At 70.8% G+C, this 22227-nt stretch carries 24 protein-coding genes; 11 read left to right on the top strand and 13 right to left on the bottom strand.

The window, feature by feature from the left end; genetic code table 11:
- Positions 1–6: 6 nt before the first annotated feature.
- Entirely contained in the window at positions 7–492 is a 486-nt protein-coding gene (locus tag ACIBU0_RS29785; protein ID WP_398824526.1) for a Rieske (2Fe-2S) protein, read from the top strand.
- Here the strand turns inward: ACIBU0_RS29785 and ACIBU0_RS29790 are convergent.
- The gene (locus ACIBU0_RS29790) at positions 479–1129 is read right to left on the bottom strand and encodes an isochorismatase family protein (RefSeq protein WP_398824528.1); all 651 of its coding nucleotides are present in this window, start codon (positions 1127–1129) and stop codon (positions 479–481) included. The two genes, ACIBU0_RS29785 and ACIBU0_RS29790, sit on opposite strands and share 14 nt — an antisense overlap.
- A 182-nt stretch (positions 1130–1311) precedes the next feature.
- Between ACIBU0_RS29790 and ACIBU0_RS29795 the strand changes: the two genes are divergently transcribed.
- Positions 1312–1782: a pyridoxamine 5'-phosphate oxidase family protein gene (locus ACIBU0_RS29795; RefSeq protein WP_398824530.1), complete on the top strand. Its 471-nt coding sequence runs from the start codon at positions 1312–1314 to the stop codon at positions 1780–1782.
- Between the two features lie 16 nt (positions 1783–1798).
- On the opposite strand, the gene ACIBU0_RS29800 is transcribed toward ACIBU0_RS29795, so the two are convergent.
- Positions 1799–2701, bottom strand: coding sequence for a LysR family transcriptional regulator (locus tag ACIBU0_RS29800; protein WP_398824532.1), 903 nt, complete (start codon positions 2699–2701; stop codon positions 1799–1801).
- A gap of 38 nt (positions 2702–2739) precedes the next feature.
- On the opposite strand from ACIBU0_RS29800, the gene ACIBU0_RS29805 reads away from it, so the two are divergent.
- Positions 2740–3711, top strand: a complete 972-nt coding sequence (locus ACIBU0_RS29805) for a DMT family transporter (protein WP_398824534.1) — start codon at positions 2740–2742, stop codon at positions 3709–3711.
- A 94-nt stretch (positions 3712–3805) separates the two neighbouring features.
- Here ACIBU0_RS29805 and ACIBU0_RS29810 read toward each other — a convergent pair whose 3' ends face one another.
- Positions 3806–5137, bottom strand: a complete 1332-nt coding sequence (locus ACIBU0_RS29810; protein ID WP_398824536.1) for an aminotransferase class I/II-fold pyridoxal phosphate-dependent enzyme — start codon at positions 5135–5137, stop codon at positions 3806–3808.
- Positions 5138–5183: 46 nt separating this feature from the next.
- Between ACIBU0_RS29810 and ACIBU0_RS29815 the strand changes: the two genes are divergently transcribed.
- Complete coding sequence (locus ACIBU0_RS29815; protein WP_398824538.1) at positions 5184–5867, top strand: pyridoxamine 5'-phosphate oxidase family protein; 684 nt, start codon at positions 5184–5186, stop codon at positions 5865–5867.
- Positions 5867–6499 carry an FMN-binding negative transcriptional regulator gene (locus ACIBU0_RS29820; protein WP_398824540.1) on the top strand — a complete coding sequence of 211 codons (633 nt, stop codon included), beginning with the start codon at positions 5867–5869 and terminating at the stop codon, positions 6497–6499. Before ACIBU0_RS29815 ends, ACIBU0_RS29820 begins: the two co-directional genes overlap by 1 nt.
- A gap of 40 nt (positions 6500–6539) precedes the next feature.
- Here ACIBU0_RS29820 and ACIBU0_RS29825 read toward each other — a convergent pair whose 3' ends face one another.
- The 3 genes from ACIBU0_RS29825 to ACIBU0_RS29835 form a co-directional block, all read right to left on the bottom strand.
- Positions 6540–7493: a DMT family transporter gene (locus ACIBU0_RS29825; RefSeq protein ID WP_398824543.1), complete on the bottom strand. Its 954-nt coding sequence runs from the start codon at positions 7491–7493 to the stop codon at positions 6540–6542.
- A gap of 209 nt (positions 7494–7702) precedes the next feature.
- Entirely contained in the window at positions 7703–8707 is a 1005-nt protein-coding gene (locus ACIBU0_RS29830) for an EamA family transporter (protein WP_398824545.1), read from the bottom strand.
- Between the two features lie 766 nt (positions 8708–9473).
- On the bottom strand, positions 9474–10031 hold the full coding sequence (locus ACIBU0_RS29835; RefSeq protein ID WP_398824547.1) for a Clp protease N-terminal domain-containing protein: 558 nt from the start codon (positions 10029–10031) through the stop codon (positions 9474–9476).
- 197 nt (positions 10032–10228) lie between these two features.
- On the opposite strand from ACIBU0_RS29835, the gene ACIBU0_RS29840 reads away from it, so the two are divergent.
- Positions 10229–10417 (top strand): hypothetical protein, encoded by a 189-nt coding sequence (locus tag ACIBU0_RS29840; RefSeq protein WP_398824626.1) that lies wholly within the window; start codon positions 10229–10231, stop codon positions 10415–10417.
- 140 nt (positions 10418–10557) lie between these two features.
- Complete coding sequence (locus ACIBU0_RS29845; protein ID WP_398824549.1) at positions 10558–10989, top strand: SRPBCC family protein; 432 nt, start codon at positions 10558–10560, stop codon at positions 10987–10989.
- Between the two features lie 184 nt (positions 10990–11173).
- Here the strand turns inward: ACIBU0_RS29845 and ACIBU0_RS29850 are convergent, their stop codons facing one another.
- Entirely contained in the window at positions 11174–11788 is a 615-nt protein-coding gene (locus ACIBU0_RS29850; protein ID WP_398824552.1) for a PadR family transcriptional regulator, read from the bottom strand.
- Between the two features lie 112 nt (positions 11789–11900).
- Here ACIBU0_RS29850 and ACIBU0_RS29855 point away from each other — a divergent pair, with 112 nt between their 5' ends.
- Together ACIBU0_RS29855 and ACIBU0_RS29860 are read left to right on the top strand one after the other, a co-directional pair.
- Positions 11901–12221, top strand: coding sequence for a hypothetical protein (locus tag ACIBU0_RS29855; protein WP_398824554.1), 321 nt, complete (start codon positions 11901–11903; stop codon positions 12219–12221).
- Positions 12222–12345: 124 nt separating this feature from the next.
- Positions 12346–13155 (top strand): PhzF family phenazine biosynthesis protein, encoded by an 810-nt coding sequence (locus tag ACIBU0_RS29860; RefSeq protein ID WP_398824556.1) that lies wholly within the window; start codon positions 12346–12348, stop codon positions 13153–13155.
- A 90-nt stretch (positions 13156–13245) separates the two neighbouring features.
- On the opposite strand, the gene ACIBU0_RS29865 is transcribed toward ACIBU0_RS29860, so the two are convergent.
- Positions 13246–14046 (bottom strand): CPBP family intramembrane glutamic endopeptidase, encoded by an 801-nt coding sequence (locus ACIBU0_RS29865; RefSeq protein WP_398824558.1) that lies wholly within the window; start codon positions 14044–14046, stop codon positions 13246–13248.
- 158 nt (positions 14047–14204) lie between these two features.
- The gene (locus ACIBU0_RS29870) at positions 14205–15722 is read right to left on the bottom strand and encodes a glutamate--cysteine ligase (RefSeq protein WP_398824560.1); all 1518 of its coding nucleotides are present in this window, start codon (positions 15720–15722) and stop codon (positions 14205–14207) included.
- Between the two features lie 585 nt (positions 15723–16307).
- Between ACIBU0_RS29870 and ACIBU0_RS29875 the strand changes: the two genes are divergently transcribed.
- Both ACIBU0_RS29875 and ACIBU0_RS29880 read left to right on the top strand, forming a co-directional pair.
- Positions 16308–16919, top strand: coding sequence for a hypothetical protein (locus ACIBU0_RS29875; RefSeq protein WP_398824562.1), 612 nt, complete (start codon positions 16308–16310; stop codon positions 16917–16919).
- Positions 16920–17424: 505 nt separating this feature from the next.
- Complete coding sequence (locus ACIBU0_RS29880; RefSeq protein WP_398824564.1) at positions 17425–17631, top strand: DUF5999 family protein; 207 nt, start codon at positions 17425–17427, stop codon at positions 17629–17631.
- A 127-nt stretch (positions 17632–17758) separates the two neighbouring features.
- Here ACIBU0_RS29880 and ACIBU0_RS29885 read toward each other — a convergent pair whose 3' ends face one another.
- The 4 genes from ACIBU0_RS29885 to ACIBU0_RS29900 all read right to left on the bottom strand — a co-directional run bounded on the left by ACIBU0_RS29885 (position 17759) and on the right by ACIBU0_RS29900 (position 22015).
- Entirely contained in the window at positions 17759–18832 is a 1074-nt protein-coding gene (locus tag ACIBU0_RS29885; protein ID WP_398824566.1) for an endo-1,4-beta-xylanase, read from the bottom strand.
- Between the two features lie 55 nt (positions 18833–18887).
- A complete protein-coding gene (locus ACIBU0_RS29890) occupies positions 18888–19652 on the bottom strand; it encodes a carbohydrate ABC transporter permease (RefSeq protein ID WP_398824622.1) in 765 nt (254 codons plus the stop codon).
- 62 nt (positions 19653–19714) lie between these two features.
- A complete protein-coding gene (locus ACIBU0_RS29895) occupies positions 19715–20713 on the bottom strand; it encodes a carbohydrate ABC transporter permease (RefSeq protein ID WP_398824568.1) in 999 nt (332 codons plus the stop codon).
- 6 nt (positions 20714–20719) lie between these two features.
- Positions 20720–22015 carry an extracellular solute-binding protein gene (locus tag ACIBU0_RS29900; protein WP_398824624.1) on the bottom strand — a complete coding sequence of 432 codons (1296 nt, stop codon included), beginning with the start codon at positions 22013–22015 and terminating at the stop codon, positions 20720–20722.
- Between the last annotated feature and the right edge of the window lie 212 nt (positions 22016–22227).

The following is a 22227-nucleotide window of genomic DNA, read 5'->3' on the forward strand; positions in this document are numbered from 1 at the left end:
GTCAGCATGACCAGCGAATCAGTTCAGCCGGGGTCGAAACCCAGCCGCCGTACCGTCGTGGCGGCGGTCGGCGCGGCGGGGCTCGCCGTTGCGCTGACCGCGTGCGGGTCGGAGGACGACGCGTCCGGCTCGTCCACCCAGCAGGGCGCCGACGCGGGGGCGACCACCGAGGCGGGCGGCTCGTCCGGCGGGGCCGGTGCCGGCGGGGCGGCGCTCGCGAAGACCAGCGACATTCCGGAGGGCGGCGGCAAGGTCTTCGGCGACGAGAAGGTGGTGGTGTCGCAGCCGGCGGCGGGCGAGTACAAGGCCTTCTCGACGATCTGCACCCATCGGCAGTGCCCGATGACGGACCTGGCGGGTGACACCCTCACCTGTGCCTGCCACAAGAGCCAGTTCTCCGTCCTGGACGGCAGCGTGAAGAAGGGGCCCGCCACCGAGCCGCTGGAGGCCAAACAGATCAGCGTGTCGGGCGACTCGATCACGCTCGCCTGACGCGCCGCGGACGCCTGAAGCCGTCCAGCACCTCGTCCGTGGTCGCGACCGTGGCGACCAGTGCGAGCGTGTTGCGGATCATCGCGGGGGTGTAGTCGGACGGCACCCCCGCGATGGCGTCCGAGGGCACGACGGCCGTGTAGCCGCGGTTGACGGCGTCGAACACCGCGTTGGGTACGGCCACGTTGGCCGAGACACCGGTGATCACGAGCGTGCGGCAGCCCAGGTTGCGCAGCAGCGGGTCGACATCGGTGCCCTGGATGGGCGACAGGCCGTGCAGTCGTCGTACGACCAGGTCCTCCTCGGCGACGTCGATCGGCGCCGCCACGCAGACCGCCTCGGTACCGGACAGCTGCTGGACGGGGAGTCGTGCGGCGGCCCGGAAAAGGCGGGCGTTGCGATTGGCGCCGCGGCCGTCGGGGCGGCGTTCGGCGATCGCGTGGATCACCTGGACCCCGCTGTCGTGGGCCGCGGTCACCAGCCGTGCCACGTTGGCGAGGGCGCCCGAGTCCCGTGCCTCCTCGGCGAGTTCGGGCAACGCGCTGTCCGCTCCGACGACGCCCTGCTGGCACTCGACGGTGAGCAGGACGGTGGTCGCCGGGTCGAGGAGTTCGCTGAGCTCTGCGTACGACGGCATGGTTCCCCCTGTGACCGACGGCGGCATGGGCGGGCGAGCGTAGCCACCTTCACGTGAGGACGGAACCATCAGTACGCGAGGACGGAGCCACCATTGCGTGGTGACGGAAGACGACCCATCCTTTTCTGACGTGATGTCAGAGGATCTCTCCTCTGACACGACGTGAGAGAAGAGGGGGCCGCATGACCGTCACTCAGCAGCGCCGGGGCCGGAAGATCATGATGACGCCCGGTGAGCTGGACGAGTTCCTCACCACACAGCGCACCTGCCGGGTCGCCACGGTGTCCGCCGACGGGTTCCCGCATGTCAGCGCCCTGTGGTTCGCCTGGGACGGCACCTCGCTGTGGCTGTACTCGGTCGTCCGCAGCAAGCGGTGGACCGATCTGCTCCGCGATCCGCGGGTCGCGATCGTGATCGACACGGGTGAGGACTACGAGCAGCTGCGCGGTGTCGAGCTGTCCGGCACCGTCGAGTTCGTGGGCGAGATACCGCGGGTCGGCGAGCTGCGGGCCGAACTCGACGTACCCGAGACGCTGTTCGCCCGCAAGAACTTCGGCATCGACGAGATGCCGCACGACGGCCGGCACGCATGGGTGCGGCTGACGCCCGACAAGATCGTGTCGTGGGACTTCAGGAAGCTCGGGGCCCTGTGAGGCGCACGGCCGTCCTTCAGCCGATCTTCTCGGCCGCCGCCTGCAGGGCCTCCACCGCCGCCCGGATCGACGGTCGGCGGTCGGCGTCCGCGCGCCAGACCGCGTAGACGTACCGGTGGACCCGGTGCCGCACGGGCACGGCCCGCACCCCGTGCGGCATCGGGTCGCGGCCCAGCCGGGGCGCGACACAGACGCCCAACCCGGCGGCGACGAGCGCGAGTTGGGTGTGGTGCTCCTCGGCGCAATGGGCGATACGGGGCTCGATGCCCTTGGTACGCAGCGTGTAGAGCAACCACTCGTGGCAGAACGCGCCCTCGGGCCAGGCCACCCATTCGTCGTCCGCGAAGTCCTCCAGGTCGACCTCGCGCCGGTCGGCGAGCGGGTGATCCTCGGGCATGGCGATCTCCACGCGATCGTCGAGGATCGGCGCCTTGGCGAGCCCTTCCGGCATGGGCAGGGGCTTGTTGTACCAGTCCAGGACGACGGCCAGGTCGGCGTCGCCGCGGATCACGGCGTTCACTCCGAGCTCCGGCTCCAGTTCTCTCGACCGCAGGCGCAGCCCCGGATGTCCGGCTCGAAGCGCGGCGAGCGCGGTGGGGAACAGGCCGCGCAGGGCCGTCGGGAACGCGGCGAGCCGTAGCTCACCGACCACTTGCCCCCGCTGCGCCTCCAGATCGGACTGGGCCAGCTCGACCTGCGACAGGATGCGCGCGGCATGGTCGGCGAGCAGCCGGCCGGCGTCGGTGAGCCGCACACCCCGGCCGTTCTTGGCGAGGAGCTGCTGGCCGACCTCGCGCTCCAGCTTGGACATCTGCTGCGACACGGCGGAGGTCGTGATGTGCAGCCCCTCGGCGGCACCGCTGACCGAGCCGTGGCGGGCGAGGGCGTCGAGGGTGCGCAGGCGCTCCAGGTTCAACATGTAAGCGATACTACGAGATATCGCGTGGGAAATCTCGATTGTGCTACGAGGTTGTCTGGGTCATCGTTGCTGCCATGACCACCGTCACCACCTCTCGCACCCCGGCCGAAGCCGCGCCCCGTCCACGTCCCCGAGCCCGTCTCGACTGGCGTCTGCGCTTCGCCGCCCTCTCCCTGATCTGGGGCTTCAGCTTCCTGCTCATCAAGGTGGGCACCGATGGGTTCGCCCCGTTCCAGGTCACGCTCGGGCGGCTGGTGTTCGGTACGGCGGTCCTGGCGGCGGCGATGGCGGCGAAGCGGGAGCGGCTTCCCCGTGGGGCTCGGACGTGGGGGCATCTGGCTGTCGCCGCGTTCCTGCTGAACGCGCTGCCGTTCTCCTTGTTCGCGTACTCCGAGTTGACGATCCCGTCCACGCTCGCCGGGATCTGCAACGCGACCTCGCCGCTGTGGGGGATGGCCCTGTCCCTTGTCGCCCTGTCGGAGGACCGGCCTACCCGGGTCAGGGTCGCGGGGCTCGGGATCGGGTTCCTCGGGGTACTGACGGTGCTGGGGGCTTGGCAGGGATTTCACGGGCTCGACACGACGGGGACGGTGATGGCACTACTGGCCTCGCTGAGCTATCCCATCGGGTGGATATACGTCCGCCGGACACTGGCCGGGTCGAGCGAGTCGCATCTGTCGCTGACCGGGGCGCAGTTGCTGTTGGCCACGGGGCAACTGGCCGTTGTGACACCGCTGTTCACCTCGGTTCCGGTGCGCTTGCCGGTGCTGCCGTTGCTGGCGGTCGTGGCGTTGGGTGCGCTCGGTACGGGGCTTGCGGTCCTGATTCAGTACGGCCTCGTCGCCGAGGTCGGGCCGACCACGGCTCAGATGGTCACGTACTTCATTCCGGTCATCGCGACGGCTGCGGGGGTCGCGCTGCTGGGTGAGTCGCTGGCCTGGTCGACGCCGGTGGGGGCGGTGATCGTTCTTGCGGGGGCTGCGCTTACCCAAGTGAAGAAGGGCGCCTAATGGGGTGGGTTCGACGATCGTTCGCGACTGCGGGTGGACTGTGGTTGCTCACGCGGTTCCCCGCGCCCCTTTGGGCCGGCTGCAGCACCCGTGCCTAGACGTAACTCCTCGCCGGTGGCGGGCCGACGGCGGCGGCAACCGCATTCGCCAGGGGTTCGACCTCCTCCGCACCGAGGCTCGAGACGGTGATCCGGATCCCGGGCCGCGCGCTCGACCGGAACCGCGCCCCCGGAGCCACCGCCCACCCGGCGTGCAGCAGCCGGGCCACGGCTCCCGTCTCGTCGGGGACCGGGATCCAGACGTTCAGGCCGCTGCGGCCGTGCGCCTCGATCCCCCGCTCGGCCAGCGCACCGATCAGCAGGTCACGGCGGCTGCCGTACGTCGCCGCCACTGCCCTCGGGTCAAGGGCGCCGTCGCTCCACAACCGCACCACGGCCCGCTGCACCAACCGGCTGACCCAGCCGGCCCCGAGCCGCTGGCGGCCGCGTACCCGGTCCAGGGTCACCTCGTCCCCGGTGAGCACGGCGAGCCGTAGGTCCGGGCCGTAGGCCTTGGCGACGGAGCGCACGAAGGCCCAGGTGCGGGTGGTGCCGGACAGGGGGTGCAGGGGCAGGTCGACGATGCGGTGGCCGTGGTCGTCCTCGATCAGGAGGAGGTCGGGGTGCTCCCGGAGCACGGCACGCAGGGCACGCGCGCGCGTGGCGGTCACCGCGGCGCCGGTGGGGTTCTGGGCACGGTCGGTGACGATCAGGGCGCGGGCCCCGGCGTCCAGGGCCCGGCGTACGTCGTCCGGCAGCGGCCCCTCGTCGTCGACGGCGACCGGAGCCGTACGCAGCCCGAGCGCCGGGATCAGGTCGAGGAGGCTGCCCCAGCCGGGGTCCTCGACAGCGACCGTGTCGCCCGGCTTGAGGTGGGCCGTGAGGACGCGCTCGATGGCGTCGAGGGAGCCCGAGGCGACGGCCAGGGGGCCCTGCGGCACCCCGTCCGCGTCCAGTTCGGCGCGCGCGATCCGCGCGAGCTCCGGCTCCACGGCGTCCTCTCCGTACAGCACCGGCTCCCGGTCGGCCTGCTCGGCCGCGGCCGCGAAGGCCTTCGTCAGGGAAGGCAGCAGCGCCGGATCGGAGTTGCCGCTCGCCACGTCCTTCACGCCCTCGGGTACGTCCACCCGGACGTACTCGCGCCCGGTCGTGGCCGGCCTGGGCCGCACCCGGCTGCCCCGGCGGCCCGCGGTCTCGATCACCCCGCGCTCACGCAGGGTGCGGTACGCGGCGGCGACCGTATTGGGGTTCACGCCCAGCTCGACCGCCAACTCCCGCATGGGCGGGAGCAGTTGCCCCGGCGCCAGCTCCCCGGCACCCACCGCGCGCTCGACGCTCGCCGCAATCTCGGCTGCGCGTCGCCCTTCGATCCGATATCCTCCTAGCACAAACAATATTATGCACTAGTGCAATACATCTCGCAAGGAGAGGGCCATGCAGGGGACCCAGCAGCCGACGTCGCCGCCCGCCGCCTACACGCCGACCGACCGCACCGTCCCCACACGCTCCGCGGAACGGGCGTCGTACGACAAGGAACTGGTGCACGCGATACTCGACGAGGCCTACGTCTGCCATCTCGGCTTCGTGCGCGACGGCGCGCCGGTCGTACTGCCCACCCTGTTCGGCCGGGTCGGCGAGACGCTCTACGTCCACGGCTCGACGGGTTCGCGCCCCCTGCGGATGACCGGCCAGGCCGGCCCCGGACTGCCGGTGTGCCTGACGGTCACGCATGTCGACGCGCTGATCCTTGCCCGCTCGGCGTTCCACCACTCGATCAACTACCGCTCGGTGGTCGTGCACGGCCTCGCCTACGACGTGACGGACCCCGAGGAGAAGCGGGTCGCCCTCGACGCCCTGGTCGACCATGTGGTGCCGGGCCGGTCGGCCGACTCCCGCCCCGCCAACAAGAAGGAACTGGCGGCCACCGCCGTGATCCGCCTCGACCTGAACGAGGTCTCCGCCAAGCTGCGCACCGGCGGCGTGAACGACGAGCCCGAGGACCTCGCCCTCCCCCACTGGGCCGGCGTGGTCCCGCTGCGCAAGGGCTACGACGCACCGGTCGGCGACCCGGACCTCGCCCCCGGCACCGAGCTCCCCGGCTACCTCGGAGCCCTGTGATGCTGATCCACCCCTGGGACGCACCGCACGCGGACGCGGAGTGGCAGCAGTGGCTGGCCGCCCACGACTTCGGGCAGCTCGTCGTCAACGGCCTGGACGGCGAGCCGCCGTACGCCCAGCCGCTGCACTTCGTGTACGACGCCGAGCGCGGCGAGGTCCTGACGCACCTGGCCCGCCCCAACCCGATGTGGCCCGCGCTGCTGGCGAACCCCGAGGTCGTCCTGAGCGTGGTCGACGACTACGTGTACGTGCCCGGCCCCTGGCAGGCGGCACCGGAGGACCCGCCCGAGCACGGCGCACCGACCAGCTTCTACGCCGCGGTCCAACTCCGCTGCCGGGCCCATGTCGTGGACGACCCGGCCGAGAAGGCCGCGCTGCTCAACCGCCAGGTCGGCCACTTCCAGCCGGAGGGCGGCTCGGCACGGGTCGCGGTGGGCGAGGTGCCGTACGGCCGCATGCTGTCCGGGCTGCGCGGCGTACGGCTCGAAGTGACCGGCGTACGGGCCAAGTTCAAGTACGCGAATCACCGGACCCAGGAAGTCAAGGACAGAATCGCCGCCAACCTGGTGGAGCGGGGCGGTCCGCGCGACGCGGCGGCACGGGAGCACCTGCTGCGGCGGCGCCGAGCCTGAGCGAGGGGCCCTCCACCCGTGCGGTGCAGGGCCCCCCGCGTCACGCCGGAAGCGGCTCCCGCTCTCGCTCCTGCCTCGCCCCGCGGGTCTCCGCCACCGCGAGGCCCGCGACCGACCCGAGCATGAGCAGGGTGCCGGCGAGGGTCGGTGCGGTCAGGTGTTCGCCGAGCAGAGCGACGGCGAGCACCGCCGCGCCGACCGGCTCCAGCAGCATGATCACGGACACGGTGGCCGACCGTACGGCGGCCGCGCCCGCGAAGTAGAGGGCGTACGCGAGGGCCGTGGGCACGGCCCCGATGTACGTCAGCAGCCAGCCGAGTCGGACGGGGTCGGCGGTGTGCGGCACGAGTCCCTCGGCGAGGGCGAACGGCAGCAGACACAGGCTGGTGACGGCGAAGGCCCACAGGGACGTTCCGGCGGCGTCGGCCCCGCCGTCGCGGCCCCACTTGCGGGTCAGCAACGTCATGACGGAGTACGCGGCGGCGGAGATCAGGGCGAGCAGCACGCCCCACGGTCGTACGGTCGCGTCGCCACCGCCGAGCGTGAGCACGGCGAGGCCGGCGAGCGAACCGGTCACGGCAGCGACGCCCCCGCGGCCGAGCCGCTCCCCCAGCGTGAGGCGGGCGCCGAGCGCGATGAACACGGGACCGGCGCCGAGGGTGACGACGGTGCCCACGGCGAGTCCGGTGGCGTCCACGGCCGCGAAGTAGGCCGTCTGGAACACCGCGAGCCCGACACCGGTGGCGACGGCCCGCAGCGCCTTGCGGCCGGGGGACTCGGACCCGGCGGTCCGCGCACGTGGCCGCAGGAAGTGGACGGTGAGGAGCAGCACGAAGCCGGCGGCACAGCGCCAGAAGGAGAGGGCGATCGGCCCCATGTCACTGGCCCGGTAGACCAGTGAGGCGGCCGCGCCCGCGGTGCCCCAGGCGGCACCGGCGACGATCAGATACATGAGGCCTCGCCCGATGGGCAGGCCGGAGACAGTGTTCGACACGAGTTGTTCTCCGCAGATGCGCGAGTGCGCGGAAGTTCGGAAGGAGCCCCGCGTCGGCGGGGTCCGTGGACTTCTTCTGCGGGCAGCACCGTTGCACCCGGCGGTGCGCGGGGTTCAGTTCCCGTCAGGCACCGGGGCTTGGCTTCCGGAGGGCCCGCCTCAGGCGGCCGGAGGCGGAAGAACGAGTGTCGAAGGCATGATGGCGCAGCCTAGGCGACGTTTCCGCGGGCGGACAACTCGCGTTCCGGCCCGCCGCTCGCCACCGGCTCGGCCGAGTTCTTGGCGGGCGCGGACGACTGCGCGATGAACGCGCCGACCAGGACGACCGCACCGCCGATGATCTGCGGCGCCGAGAGGTGCTCGCCGAGCAGGAACCAGGCGAGGACGGTGGCGATGACCGCTTCGAGACAGGCCACGACTCCGGCGACCTGCGGCGAGAGCCGGCGCACCGAGATCACGCCGGTGACGTAGGCGACGACCGTCGCGACGAACACGATCCAGGCCAGCAGCCCGACGGCCGCGACCGGGGTGCCGTTCATGTCGGCGGTGTCCGCGAGGACCGACCAGTCCGTGTTCCAGGGGCGGGCCACGACGGTCAGGACGGCGGCGCCGACGAGCAGTCCGTACGCGATGACGCCGATCGGGTCGGGTGCGGCGTCGCCGGAGTCGCTGCCCTGGTCGGACAGGACGAAGTAGCCGACCTGGCAGCAGGCGGCGCCGAGCGCGAGCAGCAGTCCGAGGGCGTCGAAGCTCAGGCCCGACCAGACCTCGACGACGCAGGCGAGCCCGCCGACCGCGAGGACCACGCCGAGCGCGGCCGCGCGGGTCACCGGCCGCCGTTGCACGAACCGGACCCAGCCGAGGACGAGAGCGGGCGCCAAGTACTCGACGAGCAGCGCCACCCCGACCGGGATCCGGGATATCGCGGCGAAGTAGCAGGCCTGTACGCCGGCCACACCGAGCAGGCCGAAACCGGCGAGCAGCGCGGGCCGGCTGCGCAGCAGGGCACGGTGGCGCACGGCGAGCGGCAGCATCACGAGGGCGGCGCCGGCCACGCGCAGCCACACCACGTGGAGCGGGTCGAGCCCCGCCTCGATCAGCGGCTTGGCCGCGACACCGGACCCTCCGAAGGCGACCGCGGACCCGATCGCCAGACCGAGCCCGACGCCCTTGCCACGGCCGGCCTGACTGCTCTCAGAGATACGCACCCACACATGATGACAGGCACTGACAGGAGCGTCATCCCCGATGACACCTGTCTCAGCGAGTGGACGACGGTCGGGGGCTCGCGGGTGGACGGGGAGCGGCTCGGGTGGGGGGCGGGGATGGCGTGGGGCAGGCTCGCGTGCGGGATCGGGGATGGCGTGGGGCAGGCTCGCGTGCGGGATCGGGGATGGCGTGGGGCAGGCTCGCGTGCCGGCTCGGCAATGGCGTGGGGCAGGCTCGCGTGCCGGCTCGGCAATGGCGTGGGGCAGGCTCGCGTGCCGGCTCGGCAATGGCGCAGGACAGACTCCCGCGCCGGATCGGCAATGGCGCAGGACAGACTCCCGCGCCGGATCAGCAATGGCGCAGGACAGACTCCCGCGCCGGATCAGCAATGGCGCAGGACAGACTCCCGCGCCGGATCAGCAATGGCGCGGAGCGGCTGACACGCCGGTTCGGCCATGACGTGGAACGCGGCTCGCACGCGGATGCGGCCGTGGTGCGGGGAACGACTGTCGCACCGATCCGGCCAAGCGCCGGGCACGAGTCACACGAGGATTCGGCGATGGCGCGGGAAAGGCCGGACACACCGATTCAGCCACAGCGCCAGGAACCCCTCGCGCACCGACTCAGCCGCAGCTCCGGGGACCGTCTCGCACGCCGATTCGGCCACGACGTGGAACACATCCCGCACACCACTCCGGCCACGACGTCGAACACATCCCACACACCACTCCGGCCACGACGTGGAGCACGGCCCGCGCACCGGTTCGACGGCTAACGGGCGGCGTCACCGCTGATGTACTCGTCGCGCCGGTCGTCGATCCGAGCGCGCAGCGCGTTCGCGTCGATGCCGGCGCGGGTCAGCACCTCGACGGCGCGCGCCTGCGGGTCCGTCACGATCGCCGCGAGGAGATCGAGGCCACGGGCCTGTGCCTCGCCTCGCCGGGCCGCGCGTCGGCGGGCGTGCTCCATCGCGCTCGCGGCCAGCGGGGAGAAGCCCTCGCCGCCCATCACCACGGGTACGGCTCCGGAGTCCTCGACGGTGCCCTGCCAGCGCAGGCCGTAGCCGATGGTGCGTTGCACGAGGTAGCCGAGCAGGCGGGCGATCCCCGGACCCTCGCCGAAGACGGCGTACACGTCCGGGTCATGCTCCAGGAGCGAGTGCAGCAGATGAGCCGTGTCGATCTGCCGGTCCCCGTCCCTGACCGCCCGGCGGCGGGCACCCGCGATCACCGCTGCCAGCTCGTCACTGAGCCTGGCATCGTCCACCGCGACGTCCGGGCGCCGGCAGTCCTGTTCCTGGGCGGACTGCCGGGGAATACGGGGTTGCACATCCCCACCCCATCAGCCACGTCGCGCCAGGTCATCCCCGGGAGGAAGCATTTTGGCGTCCCACACAGAGTGGACTCGGGCGGCCGGAATCTCCTCCTTACGGATGAGATCACGCCGAAAGCCCCGGAGGGGCGCGCGCCGCCTTGCCCTGCGCCTCGTACGCAACCACGGCGCCCCGTCGCACGTCCCACAGGAACATGGAGAGCAGGTGCTGGCTGGTGGCGCTGCCGGCCGTCGACGGCAGACAGTACGTCTACCGGGTCTACGCCCCGGAGGACGCCCTGCTCGCCGACCTGTTCTGGGAGGCGTGGCACTGCCACGAGGAGAGCGCGCTCCCGCGCGCGTGGGATCTGTTCGACGCGGCGGTGATACGACTGGTGGGCTGAGCGGGAGGGAGAGGCCGGTGGCACGAGCGGGCCGACCGACCCGGCACCTCCACACTTTCTGACGGCTCATCAGTATTGAATGTTCCAGGCCACCCGGCTACGTTCCGCGACACCGTAGCCCGAGTCGAAGGGGTGGTCGCATGGCCGAAGTCAGCGCGGAGGCACGCATCGAGGCACCGGCCGAGAAGGTCTGGGCGCAGCTGACGGACTGGTCGGCGTACGGCCAGTGGAACGCCACCCACACCAGCTTCCCGAACGGCGGCCCCGCAGCCCTCGAAGTGGGCGGGACCTTCCAGGAGAACATGAAGCTCATGGGGTTTCCGGCCGAGGTCGAGTGGACCATCGAGGAACTGGAGCCGGCGCGGGTGCTGGCCATTCGCGGCAAGGGTCCGATGGCGGTGAGCGTGGCCACGCGCTACAGCCTCACGCCGGACGGCAACGACGCGACGGGCGTGCGCATCGACGGGGAGTTCACGGGCGCGGCGGTGTCGTTGATGGCCGGCAGGCTCAAGGACTCGGCGACGGCGGCCCTCGACGAGTCGCTGCGCAAGCTGGCCGGGCTGGTGACCTGAGCGCCCTCGGCGGACACCGGCACCTCATCACCGCACACCGGCACCTCATCACCGCACACCGCACGTCATCACCGCACCCCGGCACCCTCACCGCGCACCGACATCCTCATCGCGCACACGAAGGTGCCCCGCGGAACACTCCGCGGGGCACCTTCCTTCACGGCAGGGAGGCCGCCGACGCCGCTCAGTCCTCGTCGGCGAGGATCAGATACAGCTTCTTGCGGGCGTCGTTGATGACGGCGAGCGCCTTCTCGCGCTGCTCCTTGCTGCCCGTCTTCCAGACCTGCCCGAAGGCCTCCATCAGACCGAAGCCGGCCTGGCGGATCTCACCCAGGGCCTCCCAGTCGACACCCCGGGATGCTTCCTCCCAGGGCGCCTCGGGCCCGGCGTCGGCCGCCTCGCGGCCCGACTCGGTGAGCGAGAACAGCTTCTTGCCGCCCTCGGTCTCGCTGGCGATCAGGCCCTCGTCCTCCAGCAGCTGGAGGGTCGGGTACACCGAGCCGGGGCTGGGCTTCCACGCCCCGCCGCTGCGCTCGGCGATCTCCTGGATCATCTCGTAGCCGTGCATGGGCCGGTCCTTCAGCAGGGCGAGGATCGACGCGCGTACGTCACCGCGCCGCGCCCTCCCCCTCGGCCCGCCCCGCCCCCTGGGCCCCCAGGGCCCGGGTCCGAAGCCGGGCCCGCCGAAGCCGGGGCCGCCCGGACCGAAGGGCCCGAAAGCGCCCCGAAGTCCCTCGAAGCCGCCTCGGCCGTGGTGACCGTGCCCACCGTGTCCACGCTCGAATCCATGGGAACGCATCGCAATCACTCCATTCCATCGTTGATCTGTCGCGATGCCTCAACGATATATCGGAATAGTTCGCGTGACAAGGGCCTGGTTCCGGGCGGCGGGGTGTGCGACACGGCGTTCCGTGGCGCCGTCGCCGCCTTCCTCCCCGCACACACGCCTCGCGCCGGGCGCTGGGCCGGGCGCGAGCCGCCGGCTGGACCTGCGTGATCGTCACCACGGCCGCACCTCCCGGCAGGAGGCGAAGGTCCGCCGCACCGGTCTCGACCGGCTCGTCCAGGGCTGGGTCGTCCCCGAGGCCGTCGGCCCCAAGCTCCGGAGTGGCGGACGGGCGGCCGGGACGCAGGACTCGTACCGCCCCACCCACCCAGCCGACGACGACGTCGCCGCCGCCGCTGCTGCTGCCGCCGCCGCCGCGATCAACCACGCCGTCGGCGCAGGGTGACGAGGGATCGCCCTCGCCGTACCCGCCGCCCTCGCCGTACCCGCCGCTCCCGCCCGCCGAATTCGGTCCAGCAGCGCCGAATTGGCCTTGGCCGGAGCCCCGGCGGAACCTCTAGCGTCGGGCCATGCGTATCCGAATCGTCGACGCCTTCACCGACCGCCCCTTCGCCGGGAACCCGGCCGGGGTCGTGCTCCTGGACGCCTTCCCCGACGACAACTGGCTGCAGAACGTGGCCCTGGAGGTCAACCACGCCGAGACGGCCTTCGCCCACCGCCTGCCCGAGGGCGGCGAGGCCGACTGGGCGCTGCGCTGGTTCACCCCGGCCACCGAGGTCGCGATGTGCGGCCACGCCACGCTCGCCACCGCCCACGTCCTGCACTCCACGGGCGCGCACGAGGGCCCGGTGCGGTTCGCGACCCGCAGCGGCGTCCTCATCGCCACGCCCCACGAGGACGGCTCGGTCACCCTGGACTTCCCGACGGCTCCGCTCAGCCCGGTCGACATCCCGGACGGGGTCGCGGAGGCCCTCGGCGCCGAGCCGCGCGCGGCCTTCGACACCGGCCCGAAGGTCGGCGACCTGATCCTCGAACTCGCCGACGAGAAGACGGTCCATGCCCTCAGGCCCGACCACAAGGCACTCGCCGCCTACTCCGCGCGCGGCATCATCGCCACCGCCCGCGCCGAGAACCCGGCACTGGGCTACGACTTCGTCTCCCGGTGCTTCTTCCCGAACGTCGGCATCGACGAGGACCCGGTCACCGGCAGTGCCCACACCGCCCTCGCCCCGTTCTGGTCCGAGCGCCTCGGCAGGACCGACCTCACCGGCCTGCAGGCCTCCCCCCGCTCCGGCCGCGTCCGTACGGAACTCCGCGGCGACCGCACCCTGCTGAGCGGCCGCGCGGTGACCGTGATCGACGGCGAGTTGATCGCCTAGGCCCGGTCCGGCCGCCTGCCGAGGAGATGCCGAAGGGGGCGTACGAGACCGTCGTACGCCCCCTCGATCAGGCTCACGCGCTCGGCCCGCTCACGCCGTCGGCAGCCAGCCCACCTTCCCGGCCAGCAGCGCGTACCCCACGAACGCCCCTATGTCGAGCAGCGAATGCGCGACGACCAGCGGGCCCACGCGGCCCCAGCGCCGGTAGAGGTACACGAACACCACGCCCATCGCCATGTTGCCGATGAACCCGCCGATGCCCTGGTAGAGGTGGTACGAACCGCGCAGTACGGAGCTGGCCACCAGCGCGGTGCCGGGCGTCCAGCCCAACTGGCCCAGGCGGCGCAGCAGATAGCCGACGACGATGACCTCTTCGAGGATCGCGTTCTGCAGGGCCGACAGGATCAGCACCGGGTACTTCCACCACACCTCGGGCAGCGCCTCCGGCACGACGGTGAGGTTGAAGCCGAGCCCGCGGGCGGCGAGGTAGAAGGCGATTCCGGTGCTGCCGATCACGGCCGCGATCGCCGCGCCACGGCCGAGGTCGGGCCAGGGCCGGGTGCGGTCGAAACCGAGCGTGCGCAGACTCGCGCCCTCCCGCAGCAGGAAGTGCGCGACGAGCGCGACGGGCACCAGTGCGGTGGCGATCCCGAAGAGCTGCCAGGCGAGGTCCAGCCAGGGGCGTCCCGGCGCGGCCGAGGCGTTGAGGGTCGCGGCCTGGTCCTTGAGACCGCCCGGCTTGGTGACGGAACCGACAAAACTGATCAGGGCGGACACGCCGCTCGCACCGAGCGAGAGCCCCAGAACGAGCAGCGTCTCATCACGGAAGATCCGTCGCGAGGGCCGCTCGTGCGGAAATGAATCGGCCACGGGGCCTGCCTCGCCCTGCACACCTGCCTCCAGTTGAGTGATCCCGCCTCACAGCTTGCCCGATCAGTATGGGCCGGGCGGCAGCGCCCCCCGTCGATGCGCCCACAGAGGCGGGGTCACCAGCAGAGCAGGAATGCCGGGAACCCCTGTCCGAGGTTCCCGGCGTCACCCTCCCGCCGTCATCCCAGCAGCGCCGGCTCCAATAACCCCACCGGCCACGTATGCACCGGTTCCCCGCGATGCATCAGCTCGCGGTACCGCCGGGTCGTGGCCGCCAGCGCCGCCTCCCGGGTCATGCCCGCCTCCAGTGCCCGGTGGAAGGTGGCCGCCTGCCAGGACGCCCCGTTCGTGCGCCGTCGGCACCGCTCCTCGATGACGCCCAGGTACAGGTCCCGGTCGGCCGGCTCGACCCCCCACGCCTCCAGGCCCGCCTCGGCGAGCGGCAGCAGTTCGTCGCGTACGAGGCTGACCGCGTCGACCTCGGTCGTGCCGCCGTACCGCCCCCGCCGGGGCCAGCGCAGCCGTGCGTCGATGCCGTGCTTGCACGCCGCGTCGAAGTTGGCGGCCGCCACGTCGAAGGGCATCCGCGTCCACACGGGCCGCGACTCCTCGGCGAGGGCGCGGACGACGCCGTAGTAGAAGGCCGCGTTGGCGATCACGTCCGTGATGGTGGGCCCGGCGGGCAGCACGCGGTTCTCCACCCGCAGGTGCGGGACGCCGTCGGCGATGCCGTAGACCGGGCGGTTCCAGCGGTACACGGTGCCGTTGTGCAGGACGAGCTCGGCGAGCTTCGGTGTGCCGCCGGCGTCGATGACCTCGAGCGGTTCCTCGTCGTCGCAGATCGGCAGCAGGGCCGGGAAATAGCGCAGGTTCTCCTCGAAGAGGTCGTACGCCGAGGAGACCCAGCGCTCCCCGAACCAGGTGCGCGGCCGTACGCCCTGGGCCTGGAGTTCGGGCGGGCGGGTGTCGGTGGACTGCTGGAACAGGGGCGGGCGGGACTCGCGCCACAGTTCCCGCCCGAAGAGAAACGGCGAGTTGGCCCCCACGGCGACCTGGGCGGCGGCGACGGCCTGCGCCGCGTTCCACACATCGGCGAAGCGGGCCGGAGTCACCTGGAGGTGCAACTGCACGGAGGTGCAGGCGGCCTCGGGGACGATGGACTTCGACGTGCACGTCAGGTGTTCGACGCCGTCGATGTCGAGCGTGAAGTCCTCGCCGCGGGCGGCCACGATCTGATCGTTGAGCAGGGCGTAGCGGTCGACGTCGGAGAGGTTCGACGAGACCAGGTCGTCCCGGTCGAGGGTCGGCAGAATGCCGATCATCACGATTCCCGCGTCGAGCTCACCCGCTTTTCGGTCGGCATATGCCAGGGAGGTGCGGAGTTCCTCGGCGAGCCGGTCGAATACCCGCCCCTGCAATCGATGTGGGGCTATGTTCACTTCCAGATTGAACATGGCGAGTTCTGTTTGGAAATCCCGACTCGCGATGCGCTCCAGCACCTGGGCATTCAGCATTCTCGGCAAGCCGTCGGCGCCGGCGATGTTCAATTCGATCTCCAGACCCATGAGGTTCTTGGGGCGATCGAACCGCTTCTCCGCCAGCAGCCGCTCCAGGCCCGTCAGACACTGCCGCAGCTTCTCGCGGTAGCGCTGGCGATCGGACAGATCGAACCGACCTGCCACGACCTTCTCCCCCATCGAAGCGTCCCTCCTCGGATGGGCGGGCCCCAGGGCCCGCCCGGCGGGTCAGGCCCTGGACCGGGCCGCCGGTCTCCCCGGTCGGTTGGGATGATGCCCAGCCGAAGCGATCGATAACGTCCCGCGCCGCTCCGGCGCCCGCTAGGCTGTCGGACGTGACCGGCGGCACATTCACCGGGCATGCAGCACGGTGCAGTTTCGCGCGGCTCACGAACTCGTGAAAAACGCCGATGAGAATTGGCCGACCGCAAGCGGGGCATTTATCGAGGTCACCGCCGCATGAGCGGCCGGGAATCGGGAGGATTCCCGCATATCAGCGGCCGAATCCGTCCTTGCCGAGTGCACCGGAAACGGTTAGACGAAACATCGTCTGAACACTCGTCGTATAAACTCCGCAATCAAGGCAGAGAGTTGGCGCCCGCGGTCCCGGGACCTGCCGTCCAGGTGACGTACGGCAGGCCTCACCCACCCCCTCGCGCTCCCTGACCCCGGCCCTCGCCTCTCTGACCTTCGTGAGCAGACAGCGCCGTCCGCCCCCGCCCCGCCCTCGCGCCACCGTGCCTGTCGAATGAGAGGCGACCCACCATGCCGCTGCATGTTCCCCCGGCTCCCGCGCCCGCCCTTCGCTCCGTCCTCACCGCGCTCGGCTCGCCCACCGCGGTCCGCGAGGCCCGAACTCCCTCCCTGCGTGCCGCCCAGGGCCCCGCCACCCCCGAACTCCCGCTGCCCGTCCATGTGGTGGACGAGATCACCCCGGCCGGCGTGGCCGCGACCCGGCTGGCCGGCTGGCGCTTCCTGATCCGCTGCGCCGACCGCGCGGTGGCGGCCGCCGAGACCCGGCTGACCCCCGACGGCTGGGCCTTCTCGCACTTCTTCGAGGGCCCCTACATCGCCTCCACGGAACGCGCACTGCGCCAGGCGGAGCTGCTCCAGCAGCCCTACCAGCCGCGGCTGCTGTCGTTCCCCGGCCTCTACATGCTCACGCTCTGGCTGCACGGCGACTGCACCGCGGACGGCGCCACCGGCCACCCCGACACCGCCGACCTCCTCGTCCCCCTGGCCCCGGCTCCGCCCGGCATCGCGTCCCATCTGCCGCACCGGGTCGCCGAGCTCCTCCCGGTCCTCACCCATCGGGCGACCCCGGCTCCGCTGCCCCCGCTGCCGCCCCTGCCTCCGCTGCTCGGCTCACCCGCCTGACAGCGCCCGGCGCGAGCACCCGCGTACCCCGCCGCCCTTTTCCGGGCCGTGGGGTACGCGTGTGTTCGGCGGCGGGATTAGGCTCGTATCGGACAACAGGAAACACACCCGTACGAGCCGTAAAGCACGCGGCACGCATTACTCGTACGAGCAGGAAAGCACTCGCCTGAGCGCGAAAAGGCGCGACCGCGAGGAATATCGCTCGCGCGAGCGACAATGCGCTCGAACGAGCCTTCCAGGGCCCCCGGGTCCGCCCGGACTAGCCCCATCCGACCACGGCGAACCACCCGAAGTGACCGTGCGGTTGGGATGAACCGTCCGCGTGCGGGATGCGTCATCAACCTGTGAGAAAGCGGTGCTGCGAAATCCCTGCGGATTGACGCCCGTGGGGCAACACTGGGTTCCGACCGACTATCAACGGGGGGCGGCCATGAACGACGTTTCACGCCGCGAAACAGACACGACAGCCATCTCACACATCACGACAGAGCGAAAGATCCCATCCATGTGCCAGCACCAGCCACCGTGCCCCTCAGCCGACTCCGCCGACCGGGAATCCGCCCGTCTCGTGGCGCACCACCCGGAGCAGGGATGGAGCCTGCTGTGCAACGGTGTTCTGCTCTTCGAGGACACCGGTGAGCTCCTGCCGGACGGCCAGATCATCGCCCCGCACCGCCCGCTGGGCACCGGCAAAGTGGTGACCGCCGCATAACGCCTGCCGGCGGATCACGCCGGAGAGGCACCACCGGGCGGGACGACGCCACGCCCGGAGTTCTTCCAGGGGCCGGTCGCAGACCCTGACTGCGAGCCGGCCCCGACGTGCGTCCGGAGACGATCACTCAGCGTAGCAGCGCCTCCCGTATCGCGTAGTACGCCGGCTTCGGCCGCAGTTCCTCGTCCCACGGCAGCGCGGCGCCCTCGCCCGGGAAGAACGCCGGGATCCACGAGTACTTGTCCGTGTAGTCCCAGATGGTGATGCCCACACAGCGGCGCACCGCCAGGCACGCCTCGGTCATGTCCCGGTACCAGTCGGCCTGCTGGGCGAGCTTCTCCTCGGTCGCGGGCAGCAGCATGCGTACGTCGACCTCGGTGAGGGCCGTGTCGAGGCCGAGCCGGGCGAAGCGGCGGAGGTTGTCCTCCAGCGTGGCCGGATAGCCGTACTGGAGCGCCAGGTGGGCCTGGAGGCCGAAGCCGTGCAGCGGCACGCCCTGGGCCTTCAGCTCCTTGGCCAGCTTGTAGTAGGCGTCGCTCTTCGGGCCGATCGCCTCGACGTTGTAGTCGTTGAGGTAGAGCCGGGCCTTGGGGTCGGCCTGGTGGGCCCAACGCAGGGCGTCGGCGATGTATCCCGGGCCGAGCGTCTTGTAGAAGATCGTCTCGCGGTAGGTGCCGTCCTCGTTGAACGCCTCGTTGACGACGTCCCAGGCGTAGATCTTGCCGCGGTAGTGCCGTACCTCGGTCTGGATGTGCTTCTTCAGTACGGCCCTCAGCTCGGCCGCCGTCCACTCGCGGGCGGTGAGCCAGTCGGGCAGCTGGCTGTGCCAGACCAGGGTGTGGCCGCGGACGCGCTGGTGGTGGGCGCGGGCGAGGTTCACGATCTCGTCGCCCTGGGTGAAGTCGAAGACGCCCTGCTCGGGTTCGGTGGCGTACCACTTCATGCCGTTGCCGGGGGTGATCATGTCGAACTCGCTGCCGAGGACCGCCTTGTAGGGCTCGTCGGTGAGTTCGGGGTTGTCGGTGGCGCTGCCGTAGTAGCGGCCGTGACGCTGGGCGAGGTCGGCGAGGGTGGGCTCCTTGCCGTGCCGCTCGTCCGCCTGTGCCGCCGGGCCGGTGGCGACGCCGGCCGCGACCAGCACGGCGGCGAGGGCACCGGCGAGTCTGAGGCGGGTGCGGGAACGGATGGCCGTAGTGAGCATGGTGCGACTCCTCACGATTCGGTGGTGTGTCGAGCCGTACGTCCGCCTGTGCGCGTCAGCCCTTGCTGGCGCCGGCGGTGAGGCCGCCGACGAGCTGGCGCTCGGCGACCGAGTAGAAGGCGAGGGCGGGGACCATGGCCAGGACGAGGTAGGCGAAGACGCGGGCGTAGTCCGCGGAGTACTGGCCCTGGAACTGCTGGACGCCGATGGGGATGGTCCACCAGGTGTCCTCGGTGAACACCAGCAGCGGCAGGAAGAAGTTGTTCCAGCTGGCGACGACGGCGAGGACCGAGACGGTACCGAGCGCGGGCCGCGCCATCGGCAGCAGCACCCGCCAGAAGAACCCGAAGGAGCTGCACCCGTCGAGCGTGGCCGCCTCCTCCAACTCGCCCGGGATCTCCCGGAAGAAGGCGCGCAGGATGATGATCGTCATCGGCAGCCCGAAGGCGGCCTGCGGCAGGATCACGCCGAGCGGGTTGTCCAGCAGATCCATGGAGCGCAGCAGGAGGAACAGCGGCAGCGCCGCTACCGCGAAGGGGAACATCAACCCCATCGTGAACAGCGTGAACAGCGCCTCCCGGCCGCGGAAGGCGAACCGGGCGAAGGAGAACGCGGAGAGCGCGGAGACCGCCACCACGATCACGGTCGTCGCCACGGCGATCAGGGTGCTGCTGCCGATCATCCGCCAGAAGCCGCCCGAGCCCAGGATGCCGGTGTAGTTGGAGACGACCCAGGAGTCGGGCAGCCCGACCGGGTTGCGGGAGAGTTCGTCCGTCGTCTTGAACCCGGAGAGGACGGCGTACAGCAGCGGTACGGCCATCACGGCGCCGACCACCACGAGGATCACGTGCAGGGGCAGGTTCTTCCCGCCGGACTTGGCCTTCACGCGCCGTCTCCCCTCATCGTCGTGGTGGCCCCTTGGAGGTCGCGGCGGAGCACGAACCGCTGGTAGGCGAGCGCGAAGACGAGGCTGATGCCGAACATGACCACGCTGACGGCGCTGGCATAGCCGACCTGGTAGCGCTTGAAGCCGTACTGGAACATGGTCACGGCCATGGTCTCGGAGTGGTGGTCGGGGCCGCCCGCGGTGGTCACCCAGACCAGGTCGAACAGCTGGATCGCCCCGATCACGGACAGGAACACGCTGATCCGCAGTGTGGGCGCGAGCAGCGGCAGGGTGACGCTGCGGAACCGTTGCCAGGCGTTCGCGCCGTCGATCAGCGCCGCCTCGGTCAACTCCCTGGGGATCGACTGGAGTCCGGCGAGGTACAGCATCATGTGGAAGCCGAAGTACTTCCACGTCATGACGAGGAACAGAGTGGCCATGACCATGGAGGGGTCGGCGAACCACTCCCCGCCCAGTCCGTCCAGGCCGACGGAGCCCAGGACGTGGTCGGCGAGCCCGTCGTCGGGGGCGAAGATCATGCTGAACAGGACGCCGGTGATCGCCTCGGACAGGACGTACGGGCCGAAGAACAGCATCCGGTAGAAGGCCCGCCCTCGCAGCTTCTGGTTGAGGAGCACGGCCATGGCGAGCGCGAACGGCAGCTGGAGGGCGAGCGACAGCACGACCAGGACCAGACAGCGCCACAGGTCGCCCAGGAAGACCGGGTCCTTGAACAGCCGGGTGAAATTGTCGGCGCCGATGTAGTCGGAGGGCATGCCGAAGCCGCCCCAGCGGAAGAACGCGGCGTACAGCGCGAACAGGATCGGGAGCAGGACCAGTACGCCGAACAGCGCGAGTGCGGGGACCTGGAAGCCGAGCGCGGTCAGCCAGTTCAGCGCACGCCGCCGGGCCCGCCCTGGGCCGGCTCCGCGGGCCGGGGATGAGGGGGCGCGGTCGGACGCGGTCCGCTTGTCCGGCAGGAACGTGGAGGTCATCGCCGGTTACTGCTCTTCCTTCGCGACCTTGGTGATCGACTGGGCGACCTGCTCGGGGGACTTGGACCCGGCGATGAGCGCGGCCACGCTGTCGTTGACCTCCTGGCCGACGGCGGGTGCGTAGGCCTGGTCGAGATAGAGCTGGAAGCCGGTGGCGGCCTTCAACTGGGCTTGTACGGCCTTGATGTTGGGGTCCTTCATGGCGCTCTCTGCCGCTGGGACGACCGGGATGGCACTGGTCTTCGCGACCAGTTCCCGGTCGGTGGCCTCCGAGGCGAAGAACTTCAGGAAGTCGACGGCGGCCTGAGGTGCTCCGGTGCGCAGGGCGTGCCCGCCGCCCCCGCCGAACACCTCGGTGATTGCGCCCTTGCCGCCCTCGACCGCGGGGAACGGGAAGAAGCCGAGGTCGTCACCGAGGCCCTTGCCGGCGTCCGCCTGCACAACGGGCGCCCACTGGCCCATGAGCTCCATGGCCGCCTTGCCGTTGCCGACCGTGGCCGCCTGGCCCGTGGGGCTGTTGTAGGCGGCGCCGAGGAAGCCCTTCTGGAAGGGCTGGAGGTCGACGAGTTCCTGGAGGTGCTGTCCGGCCTGGATGAAGGGGTCGCCGGTGAAGTCCTTGTCGTCGTAGGCCTTCTGGAGGGCGGAGGCGCCTGCGGTGCGCATCGAGAGATAGGCCCAGTAGAACATCCCCGGCCACTTCTCCTTGCCCGCGAGGGCGAGCGGGGTGACGCCCTTGCCCTTCAGCTTGCGTACGGCGTCGAGGAAGCCGTCCCAGGTGGTGGGCGGCTCGCTGATCCCCGCGTCCTTGAAGAGCGCCTTGTTGTACCAGAAGCCGATCATGCCGGTGTCGAACGGGATGCCGTACACCTTCTCGTCGAGGATGTACGGCTCCTTCGCGACCGGCAGCAGGCCGTCGGCGAAATCTTTCGTACGGTCCGTGAGGTCCTCGACGAGCCCGGCGTCGACCTGCTGCTTCAGGACGCCGCCGCCCCAGGTGTGGAAGATGTCGGGCAGCTTCCCGGAGGCGGTCAGCGCCGTCATCTTCGACTTGTAGGCCTCGTTCTCCAACTGGACGATCTTTATCTTCACCTTGGGGTTCTGGGCCTCGAACTTCTTGGCCAGCGCCGCCCAGACGGTCTTCGCCGGTTCGGTCGTGGAAATGTTCCACCACTCGATGGTGGTCGTCCCGTCCGACGACCCTCCGTCCGCGTCGCCGCCGCAACCGCTCAGTGCCGTCATGCCCAGACCGGTCGCGGCGGAGGCCGCGAGGAAGCCGCGGCGGGACAGTCCCGGGTCGCCCATCATGCGCTCCTTGGGTACGGGACGGCGCATGTGGCCGTCCACTGGACCGAAACTTTCGGAATTGATCCAGAAAGCTGCGTTGTTGCCGCACCCTAGAGACAGCCAATGAACGGTGGCAACCCCTTGTACGTGGTAAATCTGTAGCCAACGGGCCCCCGCGGGCGCCCCGGAGGGCCGGGAAGCGGGCGACCATGAGTCGTCAGGTCGACGAC

Origin of the sequence: Streptomyces sp. NPDC049627 (assembly GCF_044465645.1) — a bacterium.
Lineage (GTDB): Bacteria > Actinomycetota > Actinomycetes > Streptomycetales > Streptomycetaceae > Streptomyces.